Origin of the sequence: Paenibacillus glycanilyticus (genome assembly GCF_023715145.1) — a bacterium.
GTDB lineage: Bacteria > Bacillota > Bacilli > Paenibacillales > Paenibacillaceae > Pristimantibacillus > Pristimantibacillus glycanilyticus_A.
The window spans coordinates 81287-98295 of the sequence record NZ_JAMBNP010000011.1 but is presented as its reverse complement, the minus strand read 5'-3'; the positions used below and the strand labels follow the sequence as shown (position 1 = coordinate 98295).

Genomic DNA, 17009 nt, shown 5'->3' with positions numbered 1-17009 from the left:
GCAAAACATTACCGTTTGAACGCTTTGGCCCCACGTTGGTTTTCATGCACCATAATGATCTCCTTTCTCCCAACAAGCGTTAAGCCTCAGCCCCTTGTCTCCTGCAAAAAAATAAAACCGATAAGCCTCGCAAGAGGGACTTATCGGCTCTAAATCGTTTATTGCTCCAAACGAAGCGTAACTACCGATGCAGCAGGCAGATCGAGGTTCAATTTACCGTTCTCGATTGTCCCTTCGTAGAATGGCTTCACGCTGACATTGGCCGGATCTTCGAAGGTATTGTGAGCTTGAATGGTGTCTGCGGCAAGCAACCTGCCCGTGCAGTTGAAGCTGCCTTCGGCACCGCGAAGCTCAATGCTGATCTCGGACTGCTCGGAAGGATGCAGGTTGTACAAGCTGACATGAATGACGCCGTCCTTCTTGGACGCGGTAACGCCAACCTGATCAAGCTCCTTGCCGTCTGCATTAACTTTGCCGAACTGGCCATGAATGGCAAGCGACTCCGCATCTTGATGGACATTGTACATTTCAAGCACATGGTAAGTAGGCGTAAGCAGCATCTTGTCGCCTTCGGTCAATACAACCGCCTGCAGGACGTTAACCATTTGCGCAATGTTCGCCATCTGCACCCGTTCGCAATGCTTATGGAAAATATGCAGGTTAACCGCGGCTACTAGTGCATCACGCATGGTACTTTGCTGGTACAAGAAGCCCGGATTCGTGCCCGGCTCGACATTGAACCAAGTTCCCCACTCGTCCACAATAAGACCAACACGTTTGTTTGGATCATAACGGTCCATCACCGTGCTATGTCGGGTGAGCAGCTCGTCCATATGAGCAGCTTTTTTCATCGTCACAAACCAGTCGTTCTCGTCAAATTCAGTTGCAGAGCCTTTGTCAGCCCAAGTGCCTGGCACTGTGTAATAATGAAGGCTCAGACCACTCATGAAGCGTTCTGCCTTGTTCATAAGCACATCAGTCCAACGGTAATCGTCTGAATTTGCTCCACCTGCAATTTTGTACAGCTTATTGTCGCCGTATTGGCGGACATAGGTCTGGAAGTTACGGTACAGATCCGCATAATGCTCCGGAAGCATCTCGCCGCCGCAGCCCCAGTTCTCGTTGCCAACGCCAAAATATTTCAGCTTCCAAGGCTTATCCTGACCATTCTTCCGGCGCAGATTCGCCATTGGGGAATCGCCGTCGAAGGTCATGTACTCCATCCATTCGGACATTTCCTGAATCGATCCGCTGCCTACGTTGCCGCAAATATACGGCTCCGCTCCAACAAGCTCGCATAGACGGAAGAACTCATGCGTGCCGAAATGATTATTCTCAACAACGCCGCCCCAATGGGTATTAACCATTCTCTTCCGCGTCTCGCGTGGACCAATGCCGTCCTTCCAGTGATATTCATCGGCAAAACAGCCGCCCGGCCAGCGCAGAACGGGCACCTTCAGCTTGCGCAGCGCTTCAATCACGTCATTGCGAAGACCGTCCGTGTTCGGAATATCCGAATCTTCCCCTACCCACAAGCCTTCGTAAATACATCTGCCAAGATGCTCGGCAAAGTGACCATAGATATTCTTGTTAATCGTGCCGATACTCCAGTCCGTATGGACAACCGCTTTATTCATCTTAATTGCCTCCTAAAAAGAATTGTCACCCAAACAGCCCGATGGCTGTTCGTGATGATTCTTGCCTCGTAAGCATTCGCTTAAAGAATTGTCACACAAACAGCCCGACGGCTGTTCGTGATGATTCTTGCCTCGCAAGCATCAGCTTAATGCTTCCCATAACGCCTTGACCGCCTGCTGCGGGTGAGGACATCCTTTGTCCTTCATCTTGGCGCGCACCTGAACCAGGCAGCCGCAATGCATGCAGGTCGTATCATAAGCGAAGCTTTGACAAGCCCGGCATGCGGCAAGCCGCTTCTCGTACAGCTCGTCGGTTACGCATACTTCGGGCTTCATCCTGGATAACAGGCGCTCGATCTGCTCGCCCGTCACCCGGACGTCAGCCGAGCAGCCCTTGCAGCCCTCCCGCTCTTTCTTACTGACAGATTCTGTGATTGTCATGTTGGCTTCAGCTCCCACCCGCGAACAGGACGTTTTTCATACCTCTACTAAAAGATTGTATGGGATTGAGAAAGCGCCTACAATTCACTATAATGAGAAAAAACTGACCTATCCTGCTTTTTTTGATGAAAGGAGCTGTTTACGATTATTCGATTAGACAGCTGCGGCTACCGCTTTGTTCATCCGCATGGCATCTCCATTATCCGGCCTAACGGTTCGGGAGATTATGCGTTTGTTCTGTTCAAGAAGAAATCCGAAGTGATTATTAGAGGGGAGCGCATCCTGGTGGACAGTGATTCGTTTATCCTGTTCCAGCCGGATACGCCCCATTCTTATGCGCAGTTTGAGCTGCCGTTTATTAACGACTGGTTCCATTGCCGGGGAGAAGAATTGAAGGGACTGCTGGGCGAGCTGAACTTTCCGCTCGATACGCCTGTGCAGGCCGTTGATCCGATGCTGATCTCCAGAAGCATTATGGAGCTTCACCGGGTTCAGAAGCAGGGCGGGCATTTGAGGGATCTAATAATGGATACCGATATCCGGGCGCTTCTCATGAAGCTGAGCAATCTGCATGAGCTTTCCCAGCATCCCGAAAGACCGGGCCGTTACATCCGCCAGTTCTCGGAGCTGCGGGACGAGCTGTACAACTCGCCGCAAAGCCATGTGACGGTAGAGATGCTGGCCGACCGCGTTCACTTGAGCAAATCTTACTTCCAGCATCTCTATAAAGATATTTTCGGCTGCTCCGTTGTAACCGATATGATTAACGGCAGGCTGGAGCTTGCCAAATACCTGCTCAAGAACAGCACCCTCTCCGTGTCCGCCATCGCGGCAAGCTGCGGGTACGAGCATGAAACGCACTTCATGCGCCAGTTCAAGAAGTTCGTCGGCCAAACGCCAAGCCAGTTCAAAGCGCGGGTGTAGACTCCGTCTTCCGTTTATACTCCGCCGGCCCGCAGCCGTATCTTCTGCGGAACAAGGCGGCAAAATGGTTATAGCTTTGGAAGCCCACGTCAAAGGCCGCTTCGCCGGCCGTACGGCTGGCCTTCAGCATAAGCAGCGCCGCCTGCTCAAGACGCATATTATTAAGCGTGTCGACAATAGACCTGCCGGTCTCGGCCTTGAACAGATGCGACAGCCGGGAAGCCGACAAACCTACCCGCGCTGCCAGTTCATTAATGGATAAGGGCTCCTGCATTTGCGAAGACAAGACTCGCATCACCTGGCTTACGCGGTAATCCAGCTTATCCGCCAGCTGGCCAGCCATTAGCAGAATTAAGGCACTCAGCTGATTGTCGCACAGCTCCTCCCAGAAGCTGCCCTGCGCCCTCGAATCATGAAGCAGCGACCGGAATATGCGAAGTACCCGGCGCTGCAGCTCGCTTGAAGGCAGCGGGCAGTGAAGCAGCTCCTCATCAGGCAGCAAGGACAGCTCCGGGAGCCGGTTGAAGTGCACCCACATAAAGTTCCACGCCTCTCCTTTTACGGTGCCGTAAGTATGAGGAATCCCTTTGCGGAGCAGTACCAGCTCGCCCGCTTTACCTAGCTTCTCCCCTGCGGGCGTCCGGAAGTAGCCCTGCCCCTCCAGCGTATATACAAGCAGCCAGTCCTCTCTTCCGATTGGACGCGCAATGGTATAGGAATCATTTTCGCGAAAATATCCTGTAAAAATGCCATTCTTCGATTCGTTCACCTGAACGTTCCCCCCGCCCTCTCTTATTACCTCAAGGGTAATGCCTAACGCGCCATCCGTCCAGCACAATAGCAGAATCCAAGCAGTAATGAGCATAATCCCGACTTCAACCTTCCCCCTTTAATCCGTACAATTAGAGACAAGAAGAGGCAACCACCAAGGGGAGGAGCAATACAAATGAACCAATCGCTTAAAGTGCTCACTGAGGAGCAGATGAAGCAGTTCGATACCGAGGGTTACGTCATTGTAAGAGGCGTTTGGAACCAGGAAGAAATCGAGGAAATTCAGGCGGAGTTCGATAAAATAAGCCTTTCCGAGGTACCCGGTTATTTCGAGCCCGTGCTGAACGGGGAGCAGGAGGATCCGCTTCGCCGCTATCCCCGCGTGATGCATCCTCACCGGTTCAACGAGCTCAGCAAAAATTATATGCTGCATCCTGCCGTCCTCGACATTATGCATGATCTATACGGTGAAGAGGCGCTGGCTGCGCAAAGCATGTTCTATTACAAGCCTCCGGGCTCGCGCGGCCAAGCGCTGCACCAGGATAACTTCTACCTGAAGGTGGAGCCGGGCAACTGCATTGCGGCCTGGGCGGCTATCGACCGCTGCGACGAGGAGAACGGCTGCATGCTGCTTGTTCCGAAGACCAATACGTATGAGATTGTGTGTCCGGAAGAATCCGATTCGAGCGAATCGTTCACCAACCATTACGTGAAGCCGCCAAAAGAAGAAAAGCCGGTCGCTGCCATTATGGATCCGGGCGACATCCTGTTCTTCAACGGCAATCTGATTCACGGCTCTTACCGGAACAAATCCAAGACTCGCTTCCGCCGCGCGTTTATTTCCCACTATGCGAACAGCAGCGCGCTGTCCATCTCGCATTGGTATAACCCGCTGTACAAAGCAGACGGCACGGAGCTGTCGCTGGAAGCCAATCCGGACGGCGGACCATGCGGCATCGAGACGCCGGCTTATCACTAAAACAACAAAGGGAGGCGCGCGATCTCATCCGATCGCTGCCTCCCTCTTTCTTATGCCCGGAACCGATTCACTTCCTCCAGAGTCGGAAGTGCCGCGATTGCGCCAACCTTCGTGCAGACGATCGCCCCTACTTTATTCGCAAACTCCACAAAGGAGAGAAGCTGTTCGAAAGGGACGGACTTGGGCTCATTCAGCCCGCTGATCTTCTGCAGCAGAGCCCCGACAAATGCGTCACCGGCACCCGTGGAATCTATGGATTGGACCCGGATACTCGGTACTTGCACCAGAGCCCTGCCATCCGATACCAGCGTACCGTTCTTGCCGAGCGTAACGCATACCCGCTTAGCTCCGAGCTCGTGCAGCGACCTTACAGCAGCCGTCCGATCCGCCTCACCCGTCATCAGATGCAGCTCTTCCTCGCTCACCTTGACCAGATCGGCGATAGCCGCTCCTTCCCGCGCAAGCTTGATGAATTCCGGCATTCTGCCTGCCCACAGATCCTTGCGGTAGTTCGGATCAAAGGATAGAAACGGAAATCCGTTCTCGGCAGCGCCTTGCATGAGTTCTACATAGGTTGAACGGAAAGGATCGTCGAGCAATGCGGTAGCCGAGCCAAAATGAAGGACAGACGCAGCATATAACCGTGAACGGTCTATCTCATTGGTCTCAACAAGCCGGTCCGCTCCGCGGTTGAATACAAAATCCCGTTCCCCGCTTGCTTCCAGCGATACGAAAGCAAGCGTTGTTCGCGCTTCCTCATCCATTAGAAGCATCGAGGTATCGACCTTCTCCTCTTCAAGCGCGGCCTTAAGATAATGCCCAAACGGATCATCCCCAACCTTCCCGGCAAAAGAGGACCTCCCGCCAAGCCGGGCAATCGCCGCGCTGACATTCGCCGGCGCTCCGCCGGCTTTTTTCACAAACTGCTCGCCATGTATCAGATCCACATCAATATCCATGCAGAAGAAATCAATGATCAGCTCGCCTACACAAATGACATTCCCCGCCATAATTATTCTCTCCCCAAATATGATAACCGGTTGACATAGAACCTAAAAAGAAAACCACTCTCTAAGTGGTTTCCCGCTCCAGCAGACTTACCGGCAAATAAAGCTCCTCCGCTTCATGATCGGCCTCCCCGTCGATCTGCTCCGACAGAATCCGGACGCATTCATAAGCAATGTCCTTAATTGGCTGCTGAATCGTCGTCAGCTCCGGCAGGAAGGCTTGCACCGTCTCTGAGCCGTCGTAACCGACAACCCTGATATCCTCCGGAATCCGCAGTCCTTTTTTCTTGACGAACTGGATAAACGTCGACGCGATCAGATCATCGCTGGCGAATACGCCGTCCACTTCGGGATGCTCCGCGAAGATCTGATCGAACAGGCTCGAATACCCCTTCTGCTCGAACGACTGGCGGTTCTCGTACACGATGGGCTCGCGGCCGTTCTCTCTGATCACGTCTTCATAAGCTTTGCGCCGCAAATTCGCCGGAGTCTCCAGCTCAATCGGCCCGTTAATATGGACAATATTCCGGCAGCCCTTTGCGAGCAGCAGCTCTGTTGCCAGCTTTCCGCCATTATAGTTATCCGAACCAACCACCGGAATAGACGGGGCCAAGTAATGGTCGATTGCGACAACCGCCATTTTTCCGTGATTGTAATGGTGAAAGCCCCGGTTATACGAACATACGATAATGCCGTCCACCTGATTGCGCAGAAGCATATCGAGATACCGCTCCTCGTTCTCCCTGCTATGGGTGCTGTTGCAGAGCAAGACTTTATACCCCTTCTCCGCGCAGATGCTCTCGATGTAGAAGGCCAGCTCGCTGAAGAACGGATTGTTCACCGTCGGGAGAATAAGCCCGATCAGATTCGTTTTTTTATTAAATAACGACCGTGCGACATCGTTTGGAAAATAGTTCAGTTCCTTCATTGCGCCGTATACCGCGTCTTTCGTCTCCTGGCTGATATAACCGCGGTTGTTGAGCACCCGCGACACCGTCGTTTTGGATACGCCGGCTTTCTCCGCGACATCGCTTATTTTCGGGTTCATTCGTCTCACCTCATTCCTGTCATACCACTATATGGAACCTATTATAAGCCTAATGTCTATATGATTAAACCACAAAATGCGCATTTATGAAACCGGTTGACATATGTCATCCGGTTGACATATAATTGCCCTGAAATCGGGAAAACGAGTTTAGCATCCTTTTCCGAGATCCAAATGAAAGCGTACTCTTAAGGGGGCATTAACTTTTGGCAAGTACATCCATTAGCAGAAAACAAAAGCCAAGCTGGATTTATTACGTGTTCAGAAATTACGCGCTGTACCTCTTCCTTCTGCCGGCCGTCGTGCTCACGATTGTATTCAAATACGTCCCGATGTACGGCTCCATTATCGCCTTTAAAGATTTCAGTCCGCTCAAAGGAATCATGGGAAGCGAGTGGGTCGGTTTTGATAACTTCCACCGCTTCCTGTCGTCGCCTAACTTCTACGACATCTTTATGAACACGCTGAAGCTAAGCGTTTACGGCCTCCTGCTGGGCTTCCCGGTTCCGATTGTGCTGGCGCTGATGCTTAACCAGCTCAGAGGTCCGAGGATCAAGAAAAATATTCAGCTGATCCTGTACGCGCCCAACTTCATATCCGTCGTTGTCCTTACCGGCATGCTGTTCGTATTCATGTCGCCTACGGGTCTTGTCAACTCGCTTGTGACGATGTTTACGGATAAGCCAATCTCCTTCATGTCGGATCCTGCTTACTTCCGCTCGGTCTATATTCTGTCGGGGATTTGGCAAGGTGCAGGCTGGGCCTCCATTATTTATGTCGCGGCCCTGTCCAACGTGGATCCGCAGCTTCATGACGCAGCAACCGTTGATGGCGCATCGCTCCTGCGGCGCATCTGGCATATCGACCTGCCAACGCTGAAGCCGGTTATGGCCGTTCTGTTCATATTAGCGGCCGGCGGCATTATGTCGATCGGCTACGAGAAGGCTTTTCTGATGCAGACGGCGCTTAATACTCCAACCTCGGAAATTATTGCGACTTATGTGTACAAGGTTGGTCTTCAGTCCGGAGATTACGCCTACTCCACTGCCATCGGATTATTCAACTCGCTCATCAACATCATCCTGCTCGTCCTCGTTAACACTGTCGTGAAGCGGCTGAACGAAGGCGAAGGACTATATTAAAAATTGAATCATCACGAACAGCCTGCCAGGCTGTTTGTGTGACAATTCTTTAAGCTCATGCTTTCGAAGCAAGAATCATCATGAACAGCCTGCCAGGCTGTTTGTGTGACAATTCTTTTTAGGAGGTTCAAATGGACATTCATTATTCCCCAAGGGATCGCGTTCTGCTCGTTATCACCTATGTGCTGCTCGCCTTGCTCGTGCTAATCGTTCTCTTTCCGCTGCTTTACGTGCTCCTTGCCTCCTTTCTCAATCCTAATGTGCTGCTGACGAAGGGCTTGTCCCTTAACGCTTCCGATTGGAGCATAACCGGGTACGAGAAAATATTGGGCAATGCCGCGATGCTAAAGGGCTTCCTGAACGCCATCCTGTATTCCACGGGTTTTGCGCTGGCAACGGTTGTCGTATCGGTCTTTGCCGCCTACCCGCTGAGCATTGAAGGCTTTGTCGGCAAAAAACTGTTTATGATTTTCTTCCTCATTACGATGTTTATCAGCGGCGGTCTGATTCCGACCTATCTGGTCGTGAAGGACCTCAATATGCTCAACTCGATTTGGGCCATTATTCTGCCCGGCGCGGTCAGCGTGTACAACATCATCCTGGCGAGAACCTATTTCGCCGGCATTCCGAAGGAACTGAATCAAGCCGCCCAGATTGACGGCGCGACGGATCAAAGGCTCTTTTTCCAGATTATCCTTCCGTTGTCCAAACCGATTATCTTTGTTCTGGCGCTGTATGCGTTTGTTGGACAATGGAATTCGTATTTCGATGCCATGATCTATCTCGATAATAAACAGCTGTTCCCGCTGCAGCTTGTTCTGCGGTCGATCCTTATCCAGAACCAGGTTGATCCCGGCATGATCTCGGATATACTCGCCCAGGCGGAGCTGAAGAAGCTGTCCGAGATGATCAAGTATTCTTCTATTGTTGTTTCCAGTTTGCCGCTCATCATTATGTATCCGTTCTTCCAGAAATACTTCGAGAAAGGCGTTATGGTCGGCTCCATCAAATAACTTATACGGGGGAAATAATCCATGAAAAAGACGATTTATTCCGCAACTGCGCTTGCTTTGTCCATCTCGATGATCGCAGGCTGCGGCAGCGGCGGAGACAAAGGCTCATCCGCTTCCAAGAGCTACGATCTGACGAATGTCTCCTTCCCGCTTCAGGAGAAAGTGACGCTTAACTTCATGACTCAAAGCTCGCCGCTTGCCCCAACCGATCCAAACGAGAAGCTGATCTACAAGCGGCTTGAAGAGAAAACCGGCGTTCATATTAATTGGAAGAACTTCACTTCGGACTCTTTCGTTGAGAAAAGAAACTTAGCCGTAGCAAGCGGCGCTCTGCCTGACGCTATTCTGGACGCAGCTTATTCCGACTATGATCTGCTGAAGCTGGGCTCGGACAAAACGATCATCCCGCTGGAGGATGTTATCACCCAATACATGCCGAATTTGCAAAAGGTGCTCGAAGCGGCTCCCGAATACAAAGCAATGATTACCGCTCCTGATGGTCATATTTACAGCTTCCCTTGGATAGAAGAGCTTGGCGCCGGCAAGGAAAGCATCCACTCCGTCAACGATATTCCCTGGATCAACGTGGAATGGTTGAACAAGCTTGGCCTGAAGATGCCTGCTACTACGGAAGAACTGAAAAATGTTCTGCTTGCTTTCAAAAAGGATGATCCAAACGGCAACGGCCAGGCGGATGAGATTCCGCTTAGCGTCGTCATGAACAACGGCAATGAGGATTTGAACTTTCTCTTTGGCGCCTTTGGCCTTGGCGACAACGGCGACCATACCGTTGTAACCAATGACGGCAAGGTTGTATTTACGGCCGATCAAGACGGCTACAAGGACGCGGTTAACTACTTGCATGATCTTTACGCAAACGACCTGATCGACGAGGAATCCTTCGAGCAGGATTACAATACTTTCCTCGCGAAAGGCCAGGATGAACGCTACGGCCTGTACTTCACTTGGGATAAAGCCAATATTACAGGCAGCAACGACAAATACGATCTGATGCAGCCGCTTGCCGGCCCATCCGGGGAGGTTAACGTCACCCGCACGAATAACTACGGCTTCGACCGTGGACGCATGGTTATCACAAGTGCGAACAAAAACGTTGAGCTGACGGCGAAATGGATCGACCAGCTGTATGATCCGCTACAATCGGTACAGAACAACTGGGGTACTTACGGGGACGAAACGCAGCAAAACATTTTCAAATTTAACGAAGCCAAGGGCATGCTGGAGCATCTCCCTCTTGAAGGAGCAGCACCGGCAGAGCTTCGCCAGAAGACCAATATCGGTGGACCGCTCGCCATTCTGGATGAGTACTACGGGAAATTTACAACAAAGCCGGATGATGCCGCTTGGCGCCTGAATATTATGAAGGAAAAGCTCGTTCCATACATGACTGCCGACAATAACTATCCGAAGATCTTCTTCTCGCTCGATGACCAGAAGTCGCTGTCTACCATTGAGACTGACCTGTTCTCCTATGTGAACCGCAAACGGGCGGAGTGGATCAAGACGGGTAAGGTAGAAGAGGAATGGAATGATTACCTGAAAGAGCTGAAACGCCTTGGCCTTGACCAATGGCTGCAAATCAAGCAAACCGGCTACGACAACTATATCAAATCATAAAAGGTGGACGTCTACTTGGAAGCTATCAATAAAAGCTCATATCGGCCGTTATGGCATTTTGCACCGCAGCAGAACTGGATCAACGATCCGAACGGTCTTGTCTTCTTTAAAGGCGAATACCATCTCTTCTATCAATATCATCCTCAGGGAACAACTTGGGGGCCGATGCATTGGGGCCATGCCGTTAGCACGGATCTCGTCCAATGGGAGGAATTAGAGATTGCTCTGTACCCCGATGAGAACGGTACAATCTTCTCGGGCAGTGCCGTAGTCGACTGGCACAATACGACCGGCTTCTTCCCGGACGAACCTGGACTCGTCGCCATCTTCACAAGCCATTCCGAAGGGAAGGGCGAACCGGTCATCCAGACGCAAAGCCTCGCTTACAGCCGGGACAACGGCCGAACTTGGACGAAATACGAGGGTAACCCGGTGCTGCGCTTTGCAGATAAGGAAGACTTTCGAGACCCTAAAGTATTCTGGCATAAAGACAGCGGCAAGTGGATAATGGTGCTGGCAACCGGCCAGACCATCACCCTTTACTCCTCGCCAGACTTAAAGTCATGGAAGCTTGAAAGCGAGTTTGGCGACGACATCGGCTTTCACGGCGGCGTCTGGGAATGTCCCGACCTCTTCCCTTTGACGATAGAAGGGACAGATGAGAGCAAGTGGGTGCTACTGGTCAGCGTTGGCGACAGCCCGGACTACAATGAAGGTTCGCGAACCCAGTATTTTGTTGGTTCCTTTGACGGCTCTGTGTTTACACCGGATGACGCTGAACTTCGCTGGCTGGACTACGGCCGTGACAACTATGCAGGGGTCAGCTTCTCGGATATTCCGGACGAAGACGGCCGAAGGATTTATATCGCTTGGATGAGCAACTGGCGATATGCGAATCACGTTCCGTCGAATGGCTTCAGAGGCTCGATGACGGCGGCCAGAACGCTTGGCTTGAAGCGCCGAGAGAACGGCGATGTCGTAATCGTCCAGCACCCTGTTCAAGAGCTGGAGAATTACTTCTCCAATGAAAGGATTGCCGTGAAGGATGTTGTGCTTGCCGACGGCCGCAAGGAAGTCATCGAGTGCTCGCTGGAGGCCTTCGAGCTTCGCTTGGAAGCGGAGCCGCTTGAGGCAAAAGAATTCGGCCTCATTATTCACCATAATGAAGAGCAGTACACGACGATTCAATACTCCACGGATGAGCGCGTCATTACCCTGCTGCGGGAGCATGCCGGACCTCATGACTTCTCCGACATGTTCGCGAAGCCTCAACAGATGAAGCTGGAGCCTTCGGATTCCCTCAATCTGCGGATTCTAGTTGATGCAGCATCCATTGAGCTCCTCCTCGCAGACGGAACGGCAGCAATGACAAGTCTGATCTTTCCGGACCAGACGTGCCAGAAGATTACACTATTCGCGAGCGGCGGAACGGTACAGCTTGCGAGCCTCACCGTACTGGCGGCGAAATAAAAAATATAAGGGCAGTAGCAAAAGCCATTGGCTTTGCTACTGCCCTTTCCCTTTTCGTAGCTACCGGTTAATGTCCCTTAGGGACATTAAAGTCTCCCGGAAGCCCCAATACTGCTCGGCTTTCGGCCGATTGCACATAGTTAAGGTCCATAAAGGACCTTAACCTCTATATGCGGTGCCTTATTTGCAGCTTTAAGGTCCCTAAGGGTTCTTAAAGTCTCCCGGGAGCCCCAATACTGCTCGATTTTCGGCCGATTGCACATAGTTAAGGTCCATAAAGGACCTTAATCTCTATATGCGGTGCCTTATTTGCAGCGTTAAGGCCCCTAAGGGACCTTAACGTCTCCCGTCTCCCAGGAGCCGGTCGGTTACTTATGCTCGGGCTAAACCGGAATCCCCTTCGCTTGTTCCTCCCACAAGCTGCTGGGCACTTCCCGGCGCAGCACGGGGGCAATGTCCTCGGCGAACCGCTCCATCTGTTCCCGCTGCTCCGCTTCGGATAAGCCGTCTACGCTGAGAGATAATACCTGGTGGCCGAAGGCCGCCTGATAGTTTAATATTTTCTCGATGATCTGCTCAGGACTTCCGATTAGACTCGGGCCTCTGGCGATATTATCCTCCAACGACGTAAACGGCGATTGGTTATGCTGGGCCGCTGCCGTCGCCTGGAATGCCTCATAGTATGGGCGATACCGCTTGATGGCCTCTTCCGTCGTATTCGCAATATATAAGCTGCCCGCACCCGCGCCAACGACCGCTTTCTGCGGATCATGCCCGTAGAACGCCAGCCGCTCGCGGTAATGATCGATAAGATCTTTATACTTGGCCTGCGGATGGAAGCTGTTCGAGGAAAATATCGGCTCGCCGTAACGGGCCGCAAGCTCGGTGGAGCGGGTGCTGGACGCGCTCCCGTGCCAGATCGGGATCGGCTTCTGCAGCGGTCTTGGCTGCGTAGTCACTTGATGAAGCGGCGGGCGGTACTGACCTTGCCAGGTGACCTCCTCTTCCCGCCATAGACGCCGCAGCAATTCGTACCGCTCCTCCATGGAATCCCACTGCTCTTCCTCCGTTATGCCGAACAGCGGATAATGCCGGGGATCGTTACCCTTGCCGATAATCATCTCCAGCCTTCCGCCGGACAGGTGATCGAGGGTCGCATAATCCTCCGCCACCCGTACCGGATCCAGCACGCTAAGGACGGTTACGGCCGTAAGCAGCCGGATACGTGAAGTTCTTGCGGCAATCGCCGTCAGCAGCAGCGGCGGCGAAGAGGACAGGAACGGCGCTCCATGCCGCTCCCCGATTCCGTATCCGTCAAAGCCCAGCTTTTCCGTAAGCTCAGCCTGTTTAATTATATTTTCGATTTTCTCGCTTGTCGTAAAATGCTCGCCCGTCACCGGATTTTTTAAATTCATGACCAGGCTGAACCATATAAACTTCATAGGCTTTCACTCTCCTTCGGTGTCGTAAGCGTTGCCGACATGCGTCTTCCTAACAGCAAAGCTATCGGAATAGCGAAGGCGACAATGATGCTGGATATAAGAAAGACATCATGAATGCTATGCATGTAAGCAAGGCGGTACTGGCTTGTTCCCTCTCCTCCGCCGCCGGCTTCCGCCTGATGAATGCCCATCCGCCAATAAAACAGGGAGGTGCATACGCCTAGCGCCATCGCGCTGAACACCTGTCTTAGCCAATTGAGCAATGCCGACGCATGTCCGATCCACTCCTGCGGAACGGAGGACATGCTTGCATTGGTTGCAGGCGTAGAGGCAAGACCGGTTCCGATATTGCGGACGGCAAGCCAAATAATTATGGCTACCAGACTAGTCTCCGGCGGCATTTGGCTGAAATAATAGGTGCTTACGACCAGAATCGAACAGCCGATCATAATGAGCTTTGCCGGCCCGAATTTGCGATACCACCTGCCCGCGGCAAACGTGGCAGCCGTTAAGCATCCCGCTGCGGGCAGGAACAGAAGACCAACCCGGAATGGGGATAAACCCTTAATCTCCACTAATAGCAAGGGCATGAAATATACGACCGAATACAGGCCAAACGATAAGATAAGCGATGCCATAAGACTTAACGAGAACCTTGGGTTAAGCAGCAGCCGAAGCTGCAATAGCGGATGGTCGCTGCGGCGTTCCTGCCAGGCAAAGAGGATAAAGCAGCCAATTCCGGCAACCAGCATCGTCCAGGTAAGCAGGCTGTCCCAGCCCCAAACATTCATATTGCCGAACAGCAGGAGTAACGCAAGGCTCCCTGCCGTTGCGAGCAGCAAACCTGGCCAATCCAATCTTGCGAGGCCATTGGCCAGATCCTTCGGAATGACAACCGCGCCAACAATCCAAGCTGCAATTCCTACCGGTACGGTAATAAGGAATATAAGATGCCAGTCAAAGCTTTGCAGCCAGCCGCTGAGCGACGGGCCGATGGCCGTCCCGAGCACCGTGGAGAACGACCATACGCTAAGCGCGAAGGATTGCTTTTCCACCCGGACCGTCCGGTAAATTAAAGCGAGCGATACCGGCTGAATGAGTCCGCAGAATAATCCCTGTATAATGCGAAAGGCAATAAGCGCTCCGATATTCCAAGACTGTGCACATAGAAACGAGCTGACTGTAATGCCGCCGATTGCAAATAGAAACACCCGCTTGCAGCCGAATCTTTCCATGGCATAACCGCTTATCGGAATTACAATGCCGCTAGCGAGCGTAAAGCCCGTCATCATCCACTGGACGGTCTGCAGCTCTGTGCCGAATATCCGGATAAATCCGGGAAGGGATACGTTGAGGGAAACAACATGGTACATCCCGACAAAAGAACCAATAAATATAGCTGCCAGCACCGGCCAGAATGCCGGAGTAGACGCTGCCGGCTCTTGCTGCTCCGTCTGCTTCATATAAGGGTATAATGGCATGCCGCAAAACGATCCTCGCCTAATGGGCGAAGATCCGGCTGCTCCTTCCTGCATCTTTCCGTTGCGAACGGGCAACGGGGGTGGAACCGGCAGCCGCTTGGCGGATTGGCCGGCGATGGTATTTCGCCTTGGATAAAGGCAGAGCTGCTGTGCTGGCCCGGAACGGGCTGCGGAATCGAGTCGATAAGCAGCTTCGTGTAAGGGTGAGCAGGCTGGCGGAACAGCTCGTCACTAGGCGCAATCTCAACCAGCTTGCCCAGGTACATAACGCCGATCCGGTCCGAGATATGTCTTACAATCTGCAGGCCGTGGGCAATGAACAAATAAGTCAGCCCGAGCTTCTGCTGAAGCTCCTGAAGCAGATTTACGATTTGGGCTTGAACCGACACATCAAGGGCGGATACCGCCTCATCGGCAAGAATAAAGCTTGGGTTCAGCGCAATTGCCCGGGCAATGCCAATGCGCTGCCGCTGGCCGCCGGAGAACTCATGCGGGTATTTGCCCGCGCTTGCCGGATCAAGGCCAACCAAACGAAGCAATTCTTCCACGCGTTGCCTGCGCTCGTTAGCCGTCGACGCGCCATGTACCTTAAGCGGCTCGGCAATACTGTCTCCGATCGTCCATCTTGGATTCAAGGAGCCGTACGGATCCTGGAAGATGACCTGCATATCCTTCCTTAACGGGCGAAGCCTCGGGCCGTTAAGTCCGGCCAGATCCTTGCCCCGAAACAATACCTTGCCCGAAGTAGCCTGCTCCATCTGCAAAAGCACCCGGCCCAGCGTCGATTTGCCGCTGCCCGATTCGCCAACGAGGCCAAACGTTTCATTTCGACGGATGGAGAAAGAGACATCGTCTACCGCCCGGATGAAGGTACGGGGAGCGGTGAAGCTTTTGCGCTTTACCGGATAATATTTATGCAGATGCTCGGCTTCGAATAGAATCTCGCTGCCTTTGAGGGTAACAGCATCCGCTGAATTCCCTTCAAGCACTTCCGCTCGGATCGGATTAGCACGGATCTCTTTCACGGCTGTTGCGGCAACCAGCTCCTCATGCCAACAGGCCACGCCGCTGCCGCCGCGTTGGACGAGCGGAGGAGCTTCCTCCTTGCAACGCTCCGTCGCATACTCGCAGCGGGGATGAAACAAACAACCAACCGGCAGCGCCGTTAAGGACGGAATAGATCCTTGAATCGCATAGAGCCGTTCTCCCCGTACGCTGTCCAGTGGAGGAATCGATTGCAGAAGTCCTCTCGTATACGGATGACGCGGCCTCGCAAACAGCTCTGCCGCCGTGCCCTGCTCGACGATCCGGCCGGCGTACATGACGACAATACGATCCGCCACCTCGGCGGCAATGCCAAGATCATGAGTAATAAGGAGAATAGACATCCCAAGCTCCTGCTGCAATTCCTGCAGCAGCTTCAGGATTTGAGCCTGAATGGTCACGTCAAGGGCCGTTGTTGGCTCATCGGCGATAAGCAGTTCCGGACTGCAGGAGAGCGCCATCGCAATCATCGCCCGTTGAAGCATGCCGCCGGACAATTCGCCGGGATATTGCTTCATGCGAATTGCTGGCTCCGGTATGCCAACGCGGCTGAGCAGCTCTATCCCCCTGTCCCACGCCTCACGCCGGCTGACTCGCTCATGCTGCATAATCGTCTCGACAATTTGCTGACCGATCGTGAAGACCGGGTCAAACGCAGCCATTGGCTCCTGGAAGACCATGGCTACCCGCTTCCCGCGTAATTGCCGGAGCTCGGCTTCGGGCAGCGCCGCAATGTCACGTCCCCGCAGGACAATGCTTCCGCGGGTAATCGAGCCATTCTCGTAATCGATCAGCCGCATAATGGCCTTGGAAGCAACCGTCTTGCCGCTGCCGGACTCGCCAACAAGGCAGACGGTTTCTCCAGGCCGTATCGAGAAGGATATATCCGTAATGGCCTCCAGCAAGCCATTTTTCGTCCGGAAACCAACCGACAGCTCCTGGATATCTAACAAAGCTTCCAATACGGTTCCC

14 protein-coding genes are annotated in these 17009 nt (G+C 52.8%); 6 read left to right on the top strand and 8 right to left on the bottom strand.

Going from position 1 to position 17009, the window contains the following annotated elements; genetic code table 11:
- Positions 1–158: 158 nt before the first annotated feature.
- Complete coding sequence (locus M3194_RS24455) at positions 159–1637, bottom strand: alpha-N-arabinofuranosidase (RefSeq protein WP_285889535.1); 1479 nt, start codon at positions 1635–1637, stop codon at positions 159–161.
- 141 nt (positions 1638–1778) lie between these two features.
- On the bottom strand, positions 1779–2078 hold the full coding sequence (locus tag M3194_RS24450; protein ID WP_251656710.1) for a DUF6171 family protein: 300 nt from the start codon (positions 2076–2078) through the stop codon (positions 1779–1781).
- 258 nt (positions 2079–2336) lie between these two features.
- Here M3194_RS24450 and M3194_RS24445 point away from each other — a divergent pair, with 258 nt between their 5' ends.
- Positions 2337–3002 (top strand): helix-turn-helix transcriptional regulator, encoded by a 666-nt coding sequence (locus tag M3194_RS24445; protein ID WP_251656709.1) that lies wholly within the window; start codon positions 2337–2339, stop codon positions 3000–3002.
- Here M3194_RS24445 and M3194_RS24440 read toward each other — a convergent pair.
- Positions 2986–3867, bottom strand: coding sequence for an AraC family transcriptional regulator (locus M3194_RS24440; RefSeq protein WP_251656708.1), 882 nt, complete (start codon positions 3865–3867; stop codon positions 2986–2988). The two genes, M3194_RS24445 and M3194_RS24440, sit on opposite strands and share 17 nt — an antisense overlap.
- A gap of 81 nt (positions 3868–3948) precedes the next feature.
- Between M3194_RS24440 and M3194_RS24435 the strand changes: the two genes are divergently transcribed.
- Positions 3949–4752, top strand: a complete 804-nt coding sequence (locus M3194_RS24435; protein WP_251656707.1) for a phytanoyl-CoA dioxygenase family protein — start codon at positions 3949–3951, stop codon at positions 4750–4752.
- Positions 4753–4802: 50 nt separating this feature from the next.
- Here M3194_RS24435 and M3194_RS24430 read toward each other — a convergent pair whose 3' ends face one another.
- Positions 4803–5765, bottom strand: coding sequence for a carbohydrate kinase family protein (locus M3194_RS24430; RefSeq protein WP_311291975.1), 963 nt, complete (start codon positions 5763–5765; stop codon positions 4803–4805).
- A gap of 58 nt (positions 5766–5823) precedes the next feature.
- Positions 5824–6807, bottom strand: a complete 984-nt coding sequence (locus tag M3194_RS24425; protein ID WP_251656705.1) for a LacI family DNA-binding transcriptional regulator — start codon at positions 6805–6807, stop codon at positions 5824–5826.
- A 206-nt stretch (positions 6808–7013) separates the two neighbouring features.
- Between M3194_RS24425 and M3194_RS24420 the strand changes: the two genes are divergently transcribed.
- The 4 genes from M3194_RS24420 (at position 7014) to M3194_RS24405 (ending at position 12070) form a co-directional block, all read left to right on the top strand.
- Positions 7014–7949, top strand: coding sequence for an ABC transporter permease (locus M3194_RS24420; RefSeq protein ID WP_251656704.1), 936 nt, complete (start codon positions 7014–7016; stop codon positions 7947–7949).
- Positions 7950–8080: 131 nt separating this feature from the next.
- Positions 8081–8962: a carbohydrate ABC transporter permease gene (locus M3194_RS24415; RefSeq protein WP_251656703.1), complete on the top strand. Its 882-nt coding sequence runs from the start codon at positions 8081–8083 to the stop codon at positions 8960–8962.
- Between the two features lie 21 nt (positions 8963–8983).
- Positions 8984–10600, top strand: coding sequence for an ABC transporter substrate-binding protein (locus tag M3194_RS24410; protein WP_251656702.1), 1617 nt, complete (start codon positions 8984–8986; stop codon positions 10598–10600).
- Positions 10601–10615: 15 nt separating this feature from the next.
- Positions 10616–12070: a glycoside hydrolase family 32 protein gene (locus M3194_RS24405; RefSeq protein ID WP_251656701.1), complete on the top strand. Its 1455-nt coding sequence runs from the start codon at positions 10616–10618 to the stop codon at positions 12068–12070.
- 383 nt (positions 12071–12453) lie between these two features.
- Here the strand turns inward: M3194_RS24405 and M3194_RS24400 are convergent, their stop codons facing one another.
- The 3 genes from M3194_RS24400 to M3194_RS31340 are packed head-to-tail and all read right to left on the bottom strand — an operon-like array spanning position 12454 to position 16999.
- Positions 12454–13512, bottom strand: a complete 1059-nt coding sequence (locus M3194_RS24400) for an LLM class flavin-dependent oxidoreductase (RefSeq protein ID WP_251656700.1) — start codon at positions 13510–13512, stop codon at positions 12454–12456.
- Positions 13509–14993, bottom strand: coding sequence for a DHA2 family efflux MFS transporter permease subunit (locus tag M3194_RS24395; RefSeq protein ID WP_251656699.1), 1485 nt, complete (start codon positions 14991–14993; stop codon positions 13509–13511). The genes M3194_RS24400 and M3194_RS24395 overlap by 4 nt, the downstream gene beginning before the upstream one ends.
- Positions 14972–16999 carry an ABC transporter ATP-binding protein gene (locus M3194_RS31340; protein WP_285889534.1) on the bottom strand — a complete coding sequence of 676 codons (2028 nt, stop codon included), beginning with the start codon at positions 16997–16999 and terminating at the stop codon, positions 14972–14974. Before M3194_RS31340 ends, M3194_RS24395 begins: the two co-directional genes overlap by 22 nt.
- Positions 17000–17009 lie beyond the last annotated feature (10 nt).